Source organism: Rouxiella sp. S1S-2, from assembly GCF_009208105.1.
In the GTDB taxonomy this organism is placed as follows: Bacteria; Pseudomonadota; Gammaproteobacteria; order Enterobacterales; family Enterobacteriaceae; genus Rouxiella.
Genome location: NZ_WFKL01000001.1, coordinates 5,059,616 through 5,077,536 on the forward strand (window position 1 = coordinate 5,059,616; position 17,921 = coordinate 5,077,536).

At 51.4% G+C, this 17,921-nt stretch carries 17 protein-coding genes and 1 riboswitch; of the genes, 5 read left to right on the forward strand and 12 right to left on the reverse strand.

Features of this window, described 5'->3' with window-relative positions:
* Positions 1-137: 137 nt before the first annotated feature.
* Positions 138-920, forward strand: coding sequence for a transporter substrate-binding domain-containing protein (locus tag GA565_RS23160; RefSeq protein ID WP_152201128.1), 783 nt, complete (start codon positions 138-140; stop codon positions 918-920).
* 55 nt (positions 921-975) lie between these two features.
* Here the strand turns inward: GA565_RS23160 and alr are convergent, their stop codons facing one another.
* Together alr and dnaB are read right to left on the reverse strand one after the other, a co-directional pair.
* Entirely contained in the window at positions 976-2,055 is a 1,080-nt protein-coding gene (gene alr / locus GA565_RS23165; RefSeq protein ID WP_152201130.1) for an alanine racemase, read from the reverse strand.
* Between the two features lie 86 nt (positions 2,056-2,141).
* Positions 2,142-3,551 (reverse strand): replicative DNA helicase, encoded by a 1,410-nt coding sequence (dnaB, locus tag GA565_RS23170; protein ID WP_055774157.1) that lies wholly within the window; start codon positions 3,549-3,551, stop codon positions 2,142-2,144.
* A gap of 205 nt (positions 3,552-3,756) precedes the next feature.
* On the opposite strand from dnaB, the gene GA565_RS23175 reads away from it, so the two are divergent.
* The gene (locus GA565_RS23175) at positions 3,757-4,746 is read left to right on the forward strand and encodes a quinone oxidoreductase (RefSeq protein WP_152201131.1); all 990 of its coding nucleotides are present in this window, start codon (positions 3,757-3,759) and stop codon (positions 4,744-4,746) included.
* A gap of 382 nt (positions 4,747-5,128) precedes the next feature.
* On the opposite strand, the gene pspG is transcribed toward GA565_RS23175, so the two are convergent.
* Together pspG and dusA are read right to left on the reverse strand one after the other, a co-directional pair.
* On the reverse strand, positions 5,129-5,365 hold the full coding sequence (pspG, locus tag GA565_RS23180; protein WP_152201133.1) for an envelope stress response protein PspG: 237 nt from the start codon (positions 5,363-5,365) through the stop codon (positions 5,129-5,131).
* 209 nt (positions 5,366-5,574) lie between these two features.
* Complete coding sequence (gene dusA / locus GA565_RS23185) at positions 5,575-6,606, reverse strand: tRNA dihydrouridine(20/20a) synthase DusA (protein ID WP_152201717.1); 1,032 nt, start codon at positions 6,604-6,606, stop codon at positions 5,575-5,577.
* Between the two features lie 313 nt (positions 6,607-6,919).
* On the opposite strand from dusA, the gene zur reads away from it, so the two are divergent.
* A complete protein-coding gene (gene zur / locus GA565_RS23190; protein WP_152201134.1) occupies positions 6,920-7,429 on the forward strand; it encodes a zinc uptake transcriptional repressor Zur in 510 nt (169 codons plus the stop codon).
* 30 nt (positions 7,430-7,459) lie between these two features.
* Complete coding sequence (locus GA565_RS23195; RefSeq protein WP_152201136.1) at positions 7,460-7,879, forward strand: GFA family protein; 420 nt, start codon at positions 7,460-7,462, stop codon at positions 7,877-7,879.
* Between the two features lie 163 nt (positions 7,880-8,042).
* On the opposite strand, the gene GA565_RS23200 is transcribed toward GA565_RS23195, so the two are convergent.
* The 4 genes from GA565_RS23200 to GA565_RS23215 all read right to left on the reverse strand — a co-directional run bounded on the left by GA565_RS23200 (position 8,043) and on the right by GA565_RS23215 (position 10,959).
* Positions 8,043-8,252 carry a CsbD family protein gene (locus tag GA565_RS23200; RefSeq protein WP_009638605.1) on the reverse strand — a complete coding sequence of 70 codons (210 nt, stop codon included), beginning with the start codon at positions 8,250-8,252 and terminating at the stop codon, positions 8,043-8,045.
* A gap of 135 nt (positions 8,253-8,387) precedes the next feature.
* Positions 8,388-9,737: an MATE family efflux transporter DinF gene (gene dinF / locus GA565_RS23205; protein ID WP_152201138.1), complete on the reverse strand. Its 1,350-nt coding sequence runs from the start codon at positions 9,735-9,737 to the stop codon at positions 8,388-8,390.
* A gap of 138 nt (positions 9,738-9,875) precedes the next feature.
* Entirely contained in the window at positions 9,876-10,484 is a 609-nt protein-coding gene (lexA, locus tag GA565_RS23210) for a transcriptional repressor LexA (protein ID WP_055774146.1), read from the reverse strand.
* Positions 10,485-10,590: 106 nt separating this feature from the next.
* A complete protein-coding gene (locus GA565_RS23215; RefSeq protein WP_055774144.1) occupies positions 10,591-10,959 on the reverse strand; it encodes a diacylglycerol kinase in 369 nt (122 codons plus the stop codon).
* 125 nt (positions 10,960-11,084) lie between these two features.
* Between GA565_RS23215 and plsB the strand changes: the two genes are divergently transcribed.
* Entirely contained in the window at positions 11,085-13,565 is a 2,481-nt protein-coding gene (gene plsB / locus GA565_RS23220) for a glycerol-3-phosphate 1-O-acyltransferase PlsB (protein WP_152201139.1), read from the forward strand.
* 89 nt (positions 13,566-13,654) lie between these two features.
* On the opposite strand, the gene ubiA is transcribed toward plsB, so the two are convergent.
* The 4 genes from ubiA to pgi all read right to left on the reverse strand — a co-directional run bounded on the left by ubiA (position 13,655) and on the right by pgi (position 17,453).
* On the reverse strand, positions 13,655-14,518 hold the full coding sequence (ubiA, locus tag GA565_RS23225; protein ID WP_370518083.1) for a 4-hydroxybenzoate octaprenyltransferase: 864 nt from the start codon (positions 14,516-14,518) through the stop codon (positions 13,655-13,657).
* A 37-nt stretch (positions 14,519-14,555) separates the two neighbouring features.
* The gene (gene ubiC / locus GA565_RS23230) at positions 14,556-15,095 is read right to left on the reverse strand and encodes a chorismate lyase (RefSeq protein ID WP_152201143.1); all 540 of its coding nucleotides are present in this window, start codon (positions 15,093-15,095) and stop codon (positions 14,556-14,558) included.
* Positions 15,096-15,194: 99 nt separating this feature from the next.
* A complete protein-coding gene (psiE, locus tag GA565_RS23235; protein ID WP_152201144.1) occupies positions 15,195-15,602 on the reverse strand; it encodes a phosphate-starvation-inducible protein PsiE in 408 nt (135 codons plus the stop codon).
* A 201-nt stretch (positions 15,603-15,803) separates the two neighbouring features.
* Entirely contained in the window at positions 15,804-17,453 is a 1,650-nt protein-coding gene (gene pgi / locus GA565_RS23240) for a glucose-6-phosphate isomerase (RefSeq protein WP_152201146.1), read from the reverse strand.
* 271 nt (positions 17,454-17,724) lie between these two features.
* Positions 17,725-17,915: riboswitch (Lysine riboswitch) on the forward strand.
* Positions 17,916-17,921 lie beyond the last annotated feature (6 nt).

The window sequence follows — 17,921 nt, forward strand, 5'->3', positions numbered from 1 at the left end:
CCCGCGGCGCGCTGAAAAATATGCGAAGCAGGTATTACTAATTAACCGCGTTATTTCTTATACTTACACCTCAATTAAAAAAACATCATCGTGACTGTTATCCTCTTTATTACACAGGTCACCGACAAGGGAAAGTAATGAAAAAGCGGCTTGTTTCTCTCATTCTGCTGGCTGCGGGCACCGCAACGGCTCAGGCGGAGGGCGTTTCCTCGCATCTTGACAGGGTTATTCAGAAAGGCTCGCTCAATGTATGTACGACCGGCGACTATAAACCCTACACTTATTTGCGCCCGGACGGCCAATACGAAGGTATTGATGTCTCAATGGCTGAATCACTGGCGGCAAGTTTGGGGGTAAAGGTGGTCTGGGTGAAAACGACTTGGAAGACCATGATGGACGATATGAGTGCTAACAAGTGCGATATCGCGATGGGGGGAATTTCTGTCTCTTTGGCCCGTCAGCAAAAATCCTGGTTTGCCAATATGTTGACTCAGGATGGTAAAATTCCGTTTGTACGCTGCGAGAACGTGCACAAGTACCAAACGATCGAACAGTTGAACAAACCTGAGGTTCGCCTGATTGAGCCGGTGGGCGGCACCAATGAAGCTTTCGTGCACGCACACTTGCCCAACGCTCACCTGGAGCTTTCACACGATAACCTGGCAATTTTCCAAATGCTGGTCGATAAAAAAGCCGACGTCATGGTTACCGATGCTTCTGAAGCTCTGTTCCAGCAAAAACATTATCCTAAGCTGTGCGCCGTGAATCCTAAAAAGCCGCTGCAGTATCTTGAGAAGGCTTACCTACTGCCAAAAGACGATATTAGCTGGAAGATGTACGTCGATCAGTGGCTGCATTTAAGCAAAGCGAGCGGCGATTATCAGAAAGTTATCGCGAAGTGGCTGGGAACGGCTCAATAGGGTTAAAACGTTGAACAGCCCGTCAGGGCGCAGCATAACTACGCCCTGACGGGAATTATTCGCCGAGATAGAGCCGGGCAACGCGGGACGTCAAGGTGGTGATCAGTTCATAGGCGCTGATGCCGGTCTCACGGGCGATGCGCTCAACCGGCAGGGAAGGCCCCCACAGAATCGCTTCATCACCCACGCAGTCCTGTGCGTCCGGGCCTAAATCGACAGAAATCATGTCCATAGAGACCCGGCCTACGATCGGCACTTCTCGTCCGTTGACCAAAACCGGCGTGCCGCTGGGTGCACTGCGCGGATAACCGTCGCCGTAGCCAATGGCTATCACGCCCAGTCGAGTATCTCGCGGGCTGGTCCAGATGCCTCCATAGCCAACCGGTTCGCCGGCGCGGTGGTGGCGTACGGCAATCAGGCTCGAGCTTAAGGTCATGGCCGGGCGGCAACCGTACTCGCTGGCTTCGGTTGCTGCCAGCGGAGACACGCCGTACAGAATAATTCCTGGGCGCACTAAATCAAGATGCGAGGCGGGCCAAAGCAGGGTTCCCCCTGACGCGGCGATCGATTTAAGGCCTGGTTTTTGCTGCGCAAAATCTTGAAAACACTGCAACTGCTTGAGAGTGTAATCATTTTCCGGCTCATCGGCGCGGCTAAAATGACTCATCATATTCACCGGCTGAACAACGTTAGCGCACAGACAGAGTCGTTGGTAAAAAGACTCGGCCTCATCGGGCGCAACGCCTAATCGATGCATGCCGGAGTCAAGCTTCATCCACACTTTTAGCGGCACAGTAAGTTGTGCATTTTCAAGTGCTTCAAGCTGCTCCTGGCTGTGAACCGCCGTCTCCAGACTGTGTTCTACCAGCAGCGGCAAGTCTTCGGCAGCAAAAAATCCCTCAAGCAGCAAAATCGGCTTAAGAATGCCACCCGCGCGCAGCGCCAGCGCCTCATCCAGTCGAGCAACACCATAGCAATCAGCATCTTGCAAACTGTGTGCTGCCTCAAGCAGGCCGTGCCCGTAGGCGTTGGCCTTCACCACCGCCACCACCCGACTTTGTGGAGAAACGTGCCGAATGCGTTGCAGATTATGACGCAAAGCGCGGCGATCAATCACAGCCGTAGCCGCCTTCATTGATTGTCCTTTTGAAGAATTTTAAAGATGAAGATTCCGGGCACTGCCCAGACACCAGTTGCCCACTAAACTCGCCCAGTAAAGAACTAGTCTTCGTCGTATTGCGGGCCGCCATAATTATCAAACCGCGACCACTGGCCGTTAAAGGTCAGGCGTACCGTACCGATCGGGCCATTACGCTGCTTACCCAGAATGATTTGCGCGATGCCCTTCTCTTCACTGTTGTCGTGATAGACCTCGTCACGATAGATAAACATGATCAAGTCGGCATCCTGCTCAATCGAGCCGGATTCACGCAGGTCGGAGTTGACTGGGCGCTTATCGGCGCGCTGCTCCAGGCTTCGGTTAAGCTGAGAAAGGGCAACAACCGGCACCTGCAGCTCTTTCGCCAGCGCTTTAAGCGAGCGGGAAATCTCGGCGATTTCCAGAGTACGGTTATCCGACAGCGAGGGAACGCGCATCAGTTGAAGGTAGTCAATCATGATCATGCTCAGGCCGCCGTGTTCACGGAAAATACGGCGGGCGCGAGAGCGAACTTCAGTGGGCGTCAGACCTGAAGAGTCATCGATGTACATATTACGTTTTTCGAGCAGGATACCCATGGTGCTCGAAATACGCGCCCAGTCCTCGTCGTCCAGCTGGCCGGTACGAATTCGTGTCTGGTCAACGCGCGACAGAGAGGCGAGCATACGCATCATCAGCTGATCGCCGGGCATCTCGAGGCTGAAAATCAGCACCGGTTTTTCCTGCATCATGGCGGCGTTTTCGCACAGGTTCATGGCGAAAGTGGTTTTACCCATAGAAGGACGCGCGGCAACAATGATTAAGTCAGACTTCTGCAAACCGGCCGTTTTCTTGTCTAAATCGCTGTAACCGGTAGAAACACCGGTTACGCCGTCATGCGGACGCTGGAACAGCTCTTCAATGCGCGCCACGGTGCTTTCAAGAATGCGGTCAACGCTTTTCGGACCTTCATCTTTATTGGCGCGGCTTTCGGCAATCTGGAAAACGCGTGACTCTGCCAGGTCCAGCAGGTCTTCACTGCTGCGGCCCTGAGGATCATAACCGGCGTCGGCAATTTCATTGGCAACAGAGATCATTTCTCGCACCACCGCGCGCTCACGGACGATATCCGCATAGGCACCGATGTTGGCGGCACTGGGGGTGTTTTTTGATAATTCTGCAAGATAGGCAAAACCACCCACCGAATCCAAATCCCCTTTCTGCTCGAGAGATTCAGACAGCGTAATCAGATCGATAGGCTTGCTCATCTCCAGCAGGCGCTGCATCTCGGTAAAAATCAGACGATGCGGACGGCTGAAGAAGTCATTGCTTACCACGCGCTCGGCAACGTTATCCCAACGCTCGTTGTCCAGCATCAGTCCACCCAGCACGGACTGCTCGGCTTCTATCGAATGTGGCGGAAGCTTTAGCCCTTCCATCTGACGATCGCGGGGTTCGTTCGGTTTATTGGTTGGTTTGTTGTTTCCGGCCATGGGTGAATGCTTTCCTACTATAAATAACTGGCTTGGTAACGTCTGGCTGACGGTTAGAGCGAACGCTAATAACGCGTCAGTATACCCAATTATAATTCCTTGTGATGCCTCATTTCCAAACGGTCTTAACAGCAGCACTTGCCGACTAGGAAACCCCAATCAATTAGCGTAGGGTAAAAATCACACTTTATAACGAGGATAAAAGATGGCTAAGCGTATTCAATTTAGCGCCACGGGCGGTCCGGAAGTCTTGGAATATGTTGATTTTGAACCACAAGATCCGGCGGCGGGCGAAGTTCAGGTCGAGAACAAGGCGATAGGCATCAATTATATCGATACCTATGTGCGCAGCGGTCTTTATCCCACCGCCTCGCTGCCTTCAGGTTTGGGGACCGAGGCTGCGGGCGTCGTCACTAAAGTGGGGGCCGAGGTTAAGCACGTTAAGGTGGGAGACCGCGTGGTGTACGCCCAGTCGCCACTCGGCTCCTACAGTGAAATCCATAATGTTTCAGGGCAAAAGGTCTTTGTACTGCCTGATGCCATCAGTTTTGAACAGGCCGCCGCGGCCTTCCTTAAGGGTCTGACGGTGCAGTATTTATTCCGCCAAACTTATAAAGTGAAAGCCGGTGACGTCTTCTTGTTCCAGGCGGCGGCAGGCGGCGTAGGGCTGATCGCCTGCCAATGGGCCAAGGCGTTGGGTGCCAAACTGATTGGTACGGTCGGTTCCGATGAAAAAGCGGTGCTCGCTAAAGCAGCGGGAGCATGGGCAACGATCAATTATCAAACCGAAGACATCGCCGCGCGCGTTGCCGAACTGACTCAGGGTGAAAAAGTGTCGGTGGTTTATGACTCGGTGGGTAAAAGCACCTGGCTGGACTCGCTCAACAGCCTGAAACGTCAGGGCCTGCTGGTGAGCTTTGGCAACGCTTCGGGTCCGGTAACCGGCGTAGATCTCGGCATTTTGAATCAAAAGGGGTCGCTGTACGTCACGCGCCCTTCCCTCAATAACTACGTCACTAACTATGAAGAGTTGACGGCCGCCAGTGAGGAGCTTTTCTCGCTGATTGCCAGCGGCGCTATTAAGGTTGACGTAAAAGACGCGCAGAAATTCCCGCTTTCTCAGGCACGTAAGGCTCACAAAACGCTGGAAAGCCGCGCCACAACTGGCTCAAGCCTGCTGATCCCAGGTCAATAAACGGGGTTGGCTCAAAAGCAAAGAGGGCTCCGGTTAGGGAGCCCTCTTATGCTGTTCCGACGTCAATCATGTTGAGTTCAGAACGGTACTGCCTGTAGGTTACTGCAAGGTAAATCTGGCGGCGATGTTGCTTAAGCAACTATTTTAGAGCTCACCAGATTTGATGAAAGCTTGTCGTCTGTCACGATAAGTCCATCCTAGCAGCCACCAATGTTAAAAAATATGATTAATTGGTTGCGAAAGCACTTTATCACTCAACCTGTGATCGAGCCCACATAAGTAAAAGTTATGCCTGAGGTCTTACATTTTCCACATCCCAGATGCCGAATTTATCCCGCTGATAAGCTTGCCGTTTATATTTTAATCAGCAAATACATCATGCTTAACGAAAGCGTCTGCGGTTATAACGCGGTTTTTCAGGCTGCTTGAAGGCGCGATAAATCCATACGGCCACTACGGCCAGAATCAACCAAGGCAACATTTTTATAACAACTGCCAGGAGTCCACCCAACATCATTACGGCAAACGCCACCACTAACGCAGCGACCATCCCCAGCAATGAAATACCGGTCAGCAACAGCATAAAGAAAAAACCGAGTACGAATAAAATTTCCAACATGGCAATACTCCTCAGGAAAAACAGTGTCGACAGACATTACTGATAAGACGTTCTACCAAGAGAAGTATCAAGAAACGTGCCAGTGCGTAATATTATTTAAGTTGTTAAATATCAATAGATTATACTTCCCGTTGATGAAGCGGGAAAGGTTCAGTGGTCAGAAAAACCAACAATTGGTGAAATCGCTTAAGCCTGCAATCGAATTACGCTTAAGTCGTGGCCATTTGCGGACGGGTCACCATCGACAAGGCCTGCTCAACGACGTCGATTCCAGCCCCTGGTTTGTGCGCATTTTCACTCAAATGTCTGCGCCACTGGCGAGCTCCCGGAATACCCTGGAAAATGCCCAGAATGTGTCGCGTAATGTGGCCGAGGTAGGTGCCTTTTGAAAGTTCCGCTTCAATATAGGGATAGAGCGCGCGGATCACCTCAGGACCTGTCAGTGCCGATTTCTGGCTGCCAAACAGTTCGCGGTCAACCTCTAGCAGCATGGACGGATTTTGATAGGCTTCACGACCGATCATCACGCCATCCATATGTTGCAGATGCTGCTTCGCCTCATCCAGCGTTTTGATACCGCCATTAATTGCCATGGTCAGGTCTGGAAAATCCTGCTTGAGCTGATAAACGCGCGGATAGTCGAGCGGCGGGACTTCACGGTTTTCCTTTGGACTCAATCCGGAAAGCCAGGCCTTGCGCGCATGGATGATAAAAGTATCGCAGCCGCCGTGCTCAGAAACCTGCTGCACAAAGTCGCAAAGAAACGCGTAGCTATCGAGTTCATCAATACCGATGCGGGTTTTTACCGTTACGGGGATAGACACCACGTCGCGCATTGCCTTGATGCAGTCGGCGACCAAAGAAGCCTGCGCCATGAGGCAGGCACCAAACATGCCGTTTTGCACGCGATCGGAAGGACAACCCACATTGAGGTTGATTTCATCATAGCCGCGTTCCTCGGCCAACTTGGCGCAGATGGCTAAATCTTGGGGATTGCTGCCGCCGAGCTGCAGAGCAACAGGATGCTCTTGCTCGCCAAACGCCAGATAATCGCCCTTACCGTGAATAATAGCGCCGGTGGTGACCATTTCGGTATACAGCAGCGCTTCGCCGCTCATCGTGCGATGAAAGTGGCGGCAGTGGCGATCGGTCCAGTCCAGCATAGGTGCAATAGAAAAACGCTGCGCACTGTATTTTTGCGCCGTGACGGCGGTATCACCGCGATTCAGTAAGGTGTTCATTTCTGTATTTTCGTGCATTTTTATCTATTTAGGCTAATTGATGCTTTCTCAGTACACCATGCTGCACACAATAACAGGGTGCACTCGGATACAGGAATTAGCGGAAGTATTGCTCACTATACCATAGTTGCGAGGGGGCGTGCTGACGCGCCAATGCTGTGGCGGAGGCAGAAAAACTTCACCGACATGATCTCATACTGTTAACAGCACGATTGGCTGGTACGGGTTCAGAACTAAGTAACTGCGGGTCAGGTCTCGGCGAATAGACAGAAGCATGATAAAATCAGCACTCTTTTTATGCAGAGACGTCGCGATGAACCCAACCACTACGGAAAATATTCTCACTCAGGCTGAGCATCTTTGTCAGCAACGTAGCGTACGGCTTACCCCGCAGCGGCTCGAAGTATTGCGCTTAATGACGCAACAACCGGGGGCCATCAGCGCCTATGATCTGCTGGACCTGTTGCGTAAAACGGAGCCGCAGGCCAAGCCCCCAACGGTTTATCGCGCTCTCGATTTCCTTTTGGAACAAGGCTTTATTCATCGGGTTGAGTCGGCAAACAGCTATGTTGTCTGCCACCACTTTGAGGAACCAAGCCACACGTCTGCCTTGTTTATCTGCGATCGCTGCGGTTTTGTTACCGAAAAAACTACCGACGGCATCGAAGAACGTCTAAGCAAGCTGGCTAAAGACTCGGGTTTTGTGCTGCGTCACTCCGTGGTTGAAGCTCACGGACTGTGCTCCGATTGCTCAGTCATTGAATCCTGTGAAAGCCACGACCACTGCGAACATGACCACAGCATTGCAGTTAAAAAGCGATAAAAATGCGTGTAATTAAGTCGAGGAAAAGTGATGCGAGATATCTTCAAGGCCAGTTGTCACTGTGGCGCTGTAAAGTTTAACGTCAAACTTACCGACGGGTTTAACACCATCAGACGCTGCGATTGCTCGCTTTGCCGCATGCGCGGAGCTGTTGCGGTGTCGGCAGACCTGAAAGATATTAGTTTCACTCAAGGGCAGGAAAAACTGACCGAGTACAGCTTCAATACCAAAACGGCCAAACACTACTTTTGCTCAATTTGCGGCATTTACACCCACCATCAACGTCGGTCCAATCCTACGCAATACGGCATTAACGTAGCCTGCCTCGAAGGCGTTTCACCGTTTGATTTCGCTGAAGTACCCGTATTGAACGGCAGAAGTCATCCCGCCGATTCCAAAGGCGGTTCACTGATTGCGGGATACCTGAGATTTACTCAATCAGATGAATGAGTCATCAACAAGACGAGAAAATTTTTAGATGCGTTGAATTGGTTTGGGCGGGTTTATACTTTAAGTCAATGGGTTGGGTACGTCCTTGTACCCTGCATCCTGAAAAGCGTCTTGGGTAGGAGCAGCTTAATGCTCAGGATGCAGATTCGGGGAGAATCACCTTCTACCAGTGGTATTTATGGTCTGATTCCCAGGACTTAACTTCCTTTTCAGCCTCTTCTTTCTGATATCCATATCTTTCCTGAATCTTGCCGACAAGCTGATCGCGCTTACCTTCAACGACGGTCAGGTCATCATCGGTCAACTTACCCCATTTTTCTTTCACTTTGCCTTTGAACTGCTTCCAGTTACCGTCTGCTTGGTCCTTATTCATCATCAACTCTCCTGTATAGCTTAGGTTTGACTGCATTTGATAAATGCTTATCAACAGTTCTAATTGTAGTCGAGGATTTCAATAATTCAGGTTAAAGCAGTAATAAAGCGTATAACTAGGATTAATCTAAAGAATTTAAAACCAACTGTCATAACGCCAATGGCGACGCCAAATCCATCCTAAGGCCAGCCCCCTTAGGGATAAAAATACCGCCACCGCCAACCACAGCGCGTGATTACCCAAAACGGGCAACGCCAGCAGCGACAGAGCATAGCCGAGCGCGGCGATCGCCATACTGTTGCGCATTTCACGTCCGCGAGTAGCACCGATAAACATGCCGTCGAGTAAATAACACCACACGCCGACCAGAGGTAAAATGATTTGCCAATTTAAATAGCGGTCTGCCTGCGCCCGAAGCTCGGGTAAAGAGGTCAGTAAGTTAACAATCTGTTCACCGGCCAGTGCATAAACGACGGCAAAGATTAGCGCCACGAGTCCTGCCTGACGGCAAGCGGCATGCCAAACATGCAAAAGCCGGCTTTTATCTTTGGCACCAAATGCCTCACCCGAATGAGCCTCTACCGCATAGGCGAAGCCGTCTAAAGCAAAGGCGGTGAAGGTCAGCAGATTCATTAATACGGCATTTACCGCAACAATCTCACTGCCTAAGCGCGCACCGATGATGGTCAAAGAAGCAAAACACAGTTGAAGCAGCAGCGAGCGCAGCATGATGTCACGATTAAGCGTAATCAGCTGGCGCAGATTTCCCCGCCAAGACTGTTTTAAGAGGCTAAAATTGATCCCCCGCCTTCTCATTACAATTGAAACCAACCATAGTCCAAGTGCCAAGGTGGCATATTCTGAACAGGCGGTCGCCACGGCGGCGCCTTTAACATTCCACCCAAGCCCCATCACCAGCCACAGGTCGAGCACGACGTTAAGCAGATTTCCAGCGATCAGCATAATCACCGGCGCTCTGACGTATTGAATGCCCAATAACCACCCTAATATCACCAGATTTGCCAGTGAAGCCGGTGCGCTGTACCAGCGAATAGAAAGGAAAATCTCGGCCTGATTCAAGACGGCATGACTGCCGCCGACAATGCTTAGGGCCAATGAGATTAACGGCTGGCGGAACAGAAAAATCAGCACACCGGCAATCAAGGCCAACATAAACGGCTGGACGAAAGCCCGCGCCAACAGGACGTTATCTTTTGCTCCCAATGCCTGCGCTGTCAGTCCCGTCGTGCTCATGCGCAAAAACAGCAGCAACATAAACAGGAAGCTGGTGACCATTGAGCCCACCGCAACGCCGCCAAGATAATCAGGGCTATCGAGATGGCCTATGACGGCGGTGTCTACCAGACCCAATAAAGGCACGGTAATGTTTGAGAAGATCATCGGCAGCGCGAGAAGCCACAGGGCCTTATCGGCTGGGCTGAAGAAGGTTTTTTTGAGTGTAGGCAAGCTGAAAAGCGATCGCATAATGGCTAAAAACCCAGGCTGAGATAACGATTCGGGACAAAAACAATATCGCCCCAGTTAAGGGGCGATGGACAAACGACTGGCGTTTGCTGGCAGGGAACATGTGCCGAACGAACGGCAAGATTCTGACTGCGGGTGTTAGATCCAGTCACCATTGCGAATAACACCGACCGCAAGGCCTTCAATGCTGAAGCTCTGCTGACGCAGGTCGACCACAATCGGTTCAAACTCACTGTTTTCGGGAAGCAGCTGTACAGTATTACCCTGTCGCTTAAGACGCTTGACCGTGACTTCGTCATCGATGCGCGCAACAACTACCTGACCGTTGCGAACGTCCTGCGTTTTATGAACCGCCAGGAGATCACCGTCGAGGATGCCAATATCGCGCATCGACATACCGCTTACGCGCAGCAGGAAGTCGGCGTTGGGTTTGAACATGGCAGGATCAACCTGATAATGCGCTTCAATGTGCTGGGTCGCCAATAACGGCTCACCGGCGGCTACGCGGCCAATCAGCGGCAGGCCTTCTTCTTCTTCCATCAGCAGGCGAATACCGCGAGAAGCGCCGGATATAATCTCGATTACGCCCTTGCGCGCCAGCGCCTTAAGATGCTCTTCTGCCGCGTTAGGTGAACGGAACCCCAGACGTGTGGCAATCTCGGCACGAGTTGGCGGCATACCGGTGGTCGAGATATGATCGCGAATAAGGTCATAGACCTCTTGTTGTCTGGTCGTTAGTGCTTTCATTCCGCCCCCTGGTTGTTTATACAGTCCAGCTGTGAGTATATACAGGTAATGGGTGAATTAAAACCTAAGAGTGAACAAAAACAGACATTAAGAATATTTAAAACATTCAGAGCCAGCGCGGCACCAGGATAGTTGCCCAAGTGAAAATGGCAAAAACAATGGTAATGAGAACGGCGGCCGACCCCATGTCTTTGGCGCGGCCAGAAAGCGTGTGAAATTCCGGTCCTATGCGGTCGATGGCGGCTTCTACTGCACTGTTTAATAATTCAGCAACCAAGACTAAAATCAGTGAACCAATCATTAAAATACGCTCGATGCTGCTCACATCCAGGTAAAATGACAGTAAGATGGCAGGCACCACGACAATGGCTTCCTGACGAAATGCAGCTTCGTTTTTCCAGGCCGCGGTTAATCCCTTTAAGGAGTAACCTGCGGCCTTGTAGATTCGGGTCAATCCCGTAACTTGATTTGACATTATTTTGCGTCTTAAAGTGATTTTGGGGCATTTTAGCCTGAATCCGTTGTCCTATCACCACAGATCTCATACCGGGTTTCTGGTATCCTTGCGGCGAATTGCTAACAAGAGGCTTTACGTTTTTTATGTCAGGATGGCGTAGACTTTATTATACCCTATTGAATTTACCGCTAAAATTGCTGGTAAGAAGCAAGGTCATCCCTACAGATCCGGTGACGGAGTTGCGTTTAGATCCAACTCGCCCAATTCTGTATGTTTTGCCTTATAACTCTAAGGCCGATCTCCTTACTCTGCGGGTTCAATGCCTGGCGCAGAACTTGCCCGATCCTCTTATTCCGCTAGAAATAGACGGCGTACACCTGCCAAGCCACGTTTTTATTGGTGAAGGACCGCGCGTATTTTCCTATTATCAGCCTAAACAAGAGTCGGTAAAACTTTTCCACGACTATCTCGACCTGCATCGCAATAACCCTAATCTGGATATTCAAATGCTGCCGGTCTCGGTTATGTTTGGTCGTGCGCCGGGCCGCGAAGGTCAGGACACGCCGCATCTTCGCGTGTTGAACGGCGTACAAAAATTCTTTGCCGTGCTCTGGCTCGGTCGCGACAGTTTTGTGCGTTTTTCGAACACGGTATCGCTGCGCGATATGGCCACTCAGCATGGCACGGATAAAATCATTGCCCATAAGCTTGCTCGGGTTGCACGTATGCACTTCTCGCGCCAGCGTTTGGCCGCCGTAGGGCCGCGACTGCCGGTTCGTCAGGACCTGTTTAACAAGCTTTTAGCCTCTAAGGCCATTGAGAAAGCAGTTGAAGATGAAGCGCGTACCAAAAAGATTTCGCACGACAAGGCGCAGCAAAACGCGATCGCCCTGATGGAAGAGATTGCTGCCGACTTCAATTATGAAGCCGTGCGCCTGTCTGACCGCGTCTTGAGCTGGACCTGGAACCGTCTCTATAAAGGTATCAACGTTAATAACGCCGAGCGCGTGCGCCAGCTTGCCCAAGACGGTCAGGAAATCGTTTATGTGCCCTGCCACCGCAGTCACATGGACTACCTTCTGCTCTCTTACGTGCTTTATCACCAAGGGCTGGTTCCTCCGCACATTGCGGCGGGTATCAACCTGAACTTCTGGCCGGCCGGACCTATCTTCCGCCGTCTGGGTGCGTTCTTTATTCGTCGTACCTTCAAAGGGAATAAACTTTACGCCACGGTTTTCCGTGAGTACTTGGGTGAACTGTTTAGCCGCGGCTATTCCGTCGAGTACTTCGTTGAAGGGGGTCGCTCACGCACCGGTCGTCTGCTCGAACCTAAAACCGGCACCTTGGCGATGACCATTCAGGCTATGCTGCGCGGCGGTTCGCGTCCTATTACGCTGGTACCGATTTATATTGGCTACGAACACGTGATGGAAGTCGGCACCTATGCGAAAGAACTGCGCGGAGCCACCAAAGAGAAAGAAAGCTTTATACAGATGATCAACGGCTTGCGTAAGTTGCGCAACCTAGGTCAGGGCTATGTCAACTTTGGCGAGCCGCTGCATTTGACGCCTTATCTTAACCAGAACGTTCCCCAGTGGCGCGACGCGATAGACCCTATCGAAGCACATCGCCCAAGCTGGCTTACACCGACGGTGCAGGATATTGCCGACAAAATAATGGTTCGAATCAACAATTCGGCGGCTGCCAATGCCATGAACCTGTGCTGTACGGCGCTGCTGGCGTCCCGTCAGCGCTCATTGACCCGCGAGCAGCTGATTGAACAGCTTGACTGCTATCTGCAGCTTTTGCGTAATGTGCCTTACACCGCTGACTCGACCGTGCCGGAACTTACCGCAGATCGGCTGCTTGATCACGCACTGAACATGAACAAGTTCCAGGTTGAGAAGGACAATATTGGCGATATCATCATTCTGCCGCGCGAGCAGGCGGTGCTGATGACCTACTATCGCAACAATATTCATCACCTTTTGGTGATGCCTTCGCTGATAGCAAGTATTGTGATGCACCACCGAGAGGTGAGTAAGTCCGAGCTTCTGCGTCAGGTGGCGCTGATTTATCCGATGATAAAAGCCGAGCTGTTCATGCACTATGGCAAAGAGCAGCTGCCGCAGCTGCTTGAAGTGCTCAGCGCCGAATTGGCTCGTCAGGGACTGATCGTCGTCGAGGGTGATCAGCTTACGCTAAATCCTTTGCGCAACAGACCTCTCCAGCTATTGGCGGCAGGCGTTCGTGAAACGTTGCAACGCTATGCGATAACCCTGTCGCTGCTGAGCAATAATCCAAGCATCAGCCGTGGCGCGCTGGAAAAAGAGAGCCGTATTATGGCCCAGCGTCTGTCGGTGCTGCACGGCATTAACGCACCGGAGTTTTTCGACAAGGCGGTATTTACTACGCTGGTCGGCACGCTGCGCGATGAAGGCTATATCAATGATATTGGTGATGCTATTGCGGAGCATACCCGTGAAATCTATACCATTCTCAGTGACTTGATTACGCCAGACATTCGACTGACGATTGAAAGCGCAGGCATGCCTTCTGAATTACCGGTGGCGACCGAGCCTCCGGCCGAAGCTAAAATCGACGTTAGAGATACCGACCACTAAGCGATTTTAGATTCGCGTCGTCACGGTATGGCACAAAAAAACCCCGGTCGCCTCAACGCGAACCGGGGTTTTTCTTTTTAAAAGTCTGACTAGCCGCCGGCCATTGAGTAGCTCAGCAAGATGCCGATAAACATCACCATGCCGACGTAATTGTTATTGCGAAAAGCCTGAAAACACTGCTCGCGCTGGCGCTTGGCGGTGATTTTCTGCTGATGCACAAACAGGCAGGCGGCAAGCAGCAGCGACCAATAAAACGGTGCGCCAAGCTGATTCAGATGACCCACCGTCGCCATTAATGCCAGCATTGCCAACTGCAAAAGTCCGTTAATCAGATTGTCGTAGCGACCAAAAAGAATCGCGGTAGATTTCACGCCAATCCTCAGGTCATCGTCCCTGTCGACCATCGCGTACTGCGTATCGTAGGCGACAGTCCAGCAAATATTAGCCAAAAACAGTAGCCAGCAGCTCAGCGGTACTGCCTCACTCACGGCCATATAAGCCATCGGGATGGCCCAACCAAACGCCGCCCCCAGCACCACCTGAGGCAGGTTACTCACGCGCTTTACAAACGGATAGATCCACGCCAGTGCCAGCCCGCCCAGTGACAGCAGGATGGTTTTTCCGTTGAGCAAAAGCACCAGGCAGAATGACAGCAGAACCAGCGCGCCAAAAAGCATCTTGGCCTGTCTGCTGGTGATTGCCCCACTCGGTAAAGGGCGGCCAGCGGTACGCTTCACATGTCCGTCAACCTTTCTATCGGCATAATCATTGATTACGCAGCCCGCTGCGCGCATGAAAAATACGCCCAGAACGAAGACAATCAGAATCTTGAGCGGCGGCATCCCGCCGCTGGCCAACCACAGCGCCCAAAGCGTCGGCCACATTAAAAGCAGCGAACCAATCGGCTTATCAATTCGCATCAGTCGACAATAATCACGCCATTGTCCCTGCATCACAGTCCCCATCAACTTGATCTTCTCCCTTACAGCGTTACTTTTTTGTCGTTAGTTTTACCGCATCGTCGCGACTGTCGTAAACTGGCGAAGCGGGCAAGAAAATTTCGGTCAGTAGCAGCGGCTTGTCTGAAAGCCTTAAACGAGAGCGCCGAGCCCAGCATTTGGCCTGCTGGCCCAGATGAATGTAGTCACGGCTCAGATGATTGCCGCTAAACAAATAGCGCCCAAGCGGCAAGGTTCCCAAGTCCACCAGCGCCTGATCGTCTCCGGTCAGCGTTTCGAGTGGAATGACCGTGCGGCCCAGCAGCCAGGGTACATCGTCACCGAATAGTACGATTTCGCGCAGCCAGTAGCGCTCACTCATCGGCAGTTGCTCGGCCTCTTCTTTGCTTAACTGGTGGTGTTCAATGAAACACTCTTTCTGCGGGGTTACGCTGACGGTGGAACAGTGCTGTTCAAAACGACGCGTCATCGACCCCATTTCCAGCAGCCAGTCTACGACCGCGGGAGGAACGTCGGAAGAGAATTCAAACCAATGGATAGCATCCGGAAAGGGAACATAAGACTCAGACATTAGCGCACTCCGATTGGGTAGAAATCTCTACCAAAAAAGAAATTAAGGCTGGCATTCTAGCGCAGATTCCCCCGGCGGTAATCCCGCCGGGGAGAACATTTACTCACGTTTCAGGCGTTCACCGTTAGCCAAATAAAGGGTAAAGACCAGCACTAAAATCGCGGCGGTATACAGGAGGGTATCAATCGGACTTTTATGATCGACGATAATAAAGCGAATAATCGCTGTAATCGCGATATAGACGAAGTAACGCAAAGGGAAATGGTATCCCGACGCAAAGTACTTAACTATCAGGGCAATAAACTCAAAGTACAGGAAGTAAATAACGATGCCTTCAATCAGCATATAAGACGAAGATTCGTCGTTATTAACGAACAATACCAGAGCCAGATGATACGTTTCTCGCCCCAGGAACAGCATCAGAATGGCTGCCAGCCCCAATAAAAAAACGTTTAAAATTCGCTGCATGACGACTGCAATCATCGTTGCCTTTTTAGATCCTGCCATGTGATGTAGATCCCACTTTTGATGTTGAATGGCAGAAGAATACCACAGCGTTCAAACGGGTAAAGGCGGATGTTTTTGCCGTAATCGCTTTTTTGGTTATCGCTTCTTTCAAAATAAAAAGGGCCAACTGACAAGCAGTTAGCCCTTCACGCTGCGAACCATTAACCCGGCAAATCACACGTTATTGCCAGGGAAACGTTCTCAGGCACGCCAGTTTTTAAAGCGGTTGATTAAACCATTGGTAGAACTGTCGTGGCCGGTCACGTTCTCACTGCCTTCAAGTTCAGGCAGAATGCGGTTTGCCAGCTGCTTGCCTAATTCTACGCCCCATTGGTCGAAGGTATAGATATTGAGGATAGCGCCCTGAGTAAAGATTTTGTGCTCATACAGCGCAATCAGTGCACCCAGGCTAAACGGGGTGATCTCACGCAGCAGGATGGAGTTAGTTGGGCGGTTGCCTTCAAACACTTTGAAAGGTGCCACGTGTTTAACGTCTTCAGGTTTTTTGCCTTGCGCCGCAAACTCTTCCTCAACCACGTCCAGCGATTTACCAAAGGCCAGCGCCTCGGTTTGCGCGAAGAAGTTAGACAGCAGTTTGGCGTGATGATCGCTTAACGCATTGTGGCTTACCGCCGGTGCGATGAAATCACAAGGGACGATTTTGGTGCCCTGGTGAATCAGCTGATAAAACGCGTGCTGTCCGTTGGTGCCCGGCTCGCCCCAGATGATTGGGCCAGTCTGGTAGTCAACGGCATCGCCGTTGCGGTCAACGTATTTGCCGTTGGACTCCATATTTCCCTGTTGGAAATAGGCAGCAAAACGATGCATGTACTGATCGTAGGGCAGAATTGCTTCGGTTTCTGTGCCGTAGAAATCGTTATACCAGATACCGATCAGTGCCAGAATAATTGGCAGGTTTTTCTCAGCAGGCGTTTCGGCGAAGTGTTTGTCCATCGCATGCGCGCCGCTCAGCAGCTGTTCGAAGTTTTCGAAACCCACTGACAGGGCAATCGACAGACCAATCGCAGACCACAGGGAGTAACGACCGCCCACCCAGTCCCAGAACTCGAACATGTTGTCGGTATCAATGCCGAACTCGGCCACGGCTTTACCGTTGGTAGAAAGCGCGGCGAAGTGCTTGGCAACGTGCTGCTCTTCACCGGCCGTTTGCAGGAACCAGTCGCGCGCGCTGTGGGCGTTGGTCATGGTTTCTTGCGTGGTGAAGGTTTTTGATGCCACCAGGAATAGCGTGGTTTCAGGGTCCAGCGGTTTCAGCGTTTCGGCGATGTGCGTGCCGTCAACGTTGGAAACAAAGTGCATATTCAGGTGATTTTTATAAGGACGTAGCGCCTCGGTCACCATGAAAGGACCCAAGTCTGAACCCCCGATACCGATGTTAACGATGTCAGTAATTGGCTTGCCGGTGTAACCCTTCCAGCTGCCGCCGATCACACGCTCGGTGAAGCCTTTGATTTTGGCCAGTACGGCGTTCACTTCTGGCATTACGTCTTTGCCATCAACCACGATTGGCGTGTTGCTGCGGTTACGCAGGGCAACGTGCAGCACGGCGCGGTCTTCAGTGCGGTTAATTTTCTCACCTGAGAACATCGACTTGATGGCGTCTTGCAGACTGGTCTCTTTGGCCAGCGCATGCAGTTTTTCAAGCGTTTCTGCCGTGATACGGTTTTTAGAGAAGTCGATCAGAATTTGATCGTCGAAAGTGGCAGAGAACTTGGTGAAGCGATCGCTATCTTCGGCGAACAGCTGACTGATTTGCACATCTTTAACTTGGTCGAAATGCTGCTGCAGGGCCTGCCAGGCAGCGGTTTTAGTTGGATTGATATTTTTCATAGCAATGCTCTTAGGCTGAGAATGTAAGGTGACATCTTGACTATTATTTAGCGCAACTGCCTTGATTGTATCCGGTATTTTACAAGTTTAGATGCCTTTTCTTGCGTTTCTTGCAATAGGCAATAACTGTTGGCAATGCGCCGCATAGACAAATACCGCAATCAATAATAGATGACAATCTTTCAAAATGTGAGACAGATGCCGCGCGATCGTTGACAGATGGCGCAGAACCGGTAATTCTAAGCACCTAACTTATACGCGTCCGCGCGCGTAAGCCAGAAGAGGCGCGTCGCCCAGGCAATGTATCGGAGGAACCGTATCCTGCGAAGGTGCATTATGGGGTGCGACGCCGAGGTCAGACACCCAACGGTTGGGAAAAGATCGACTACAGGGGCTGAATCCTCTGGGTTGTCACCGCTATAGCTCTGTGAGCTATTGGCATGGTGGGGCGCTTCTGGGTGTATCGTA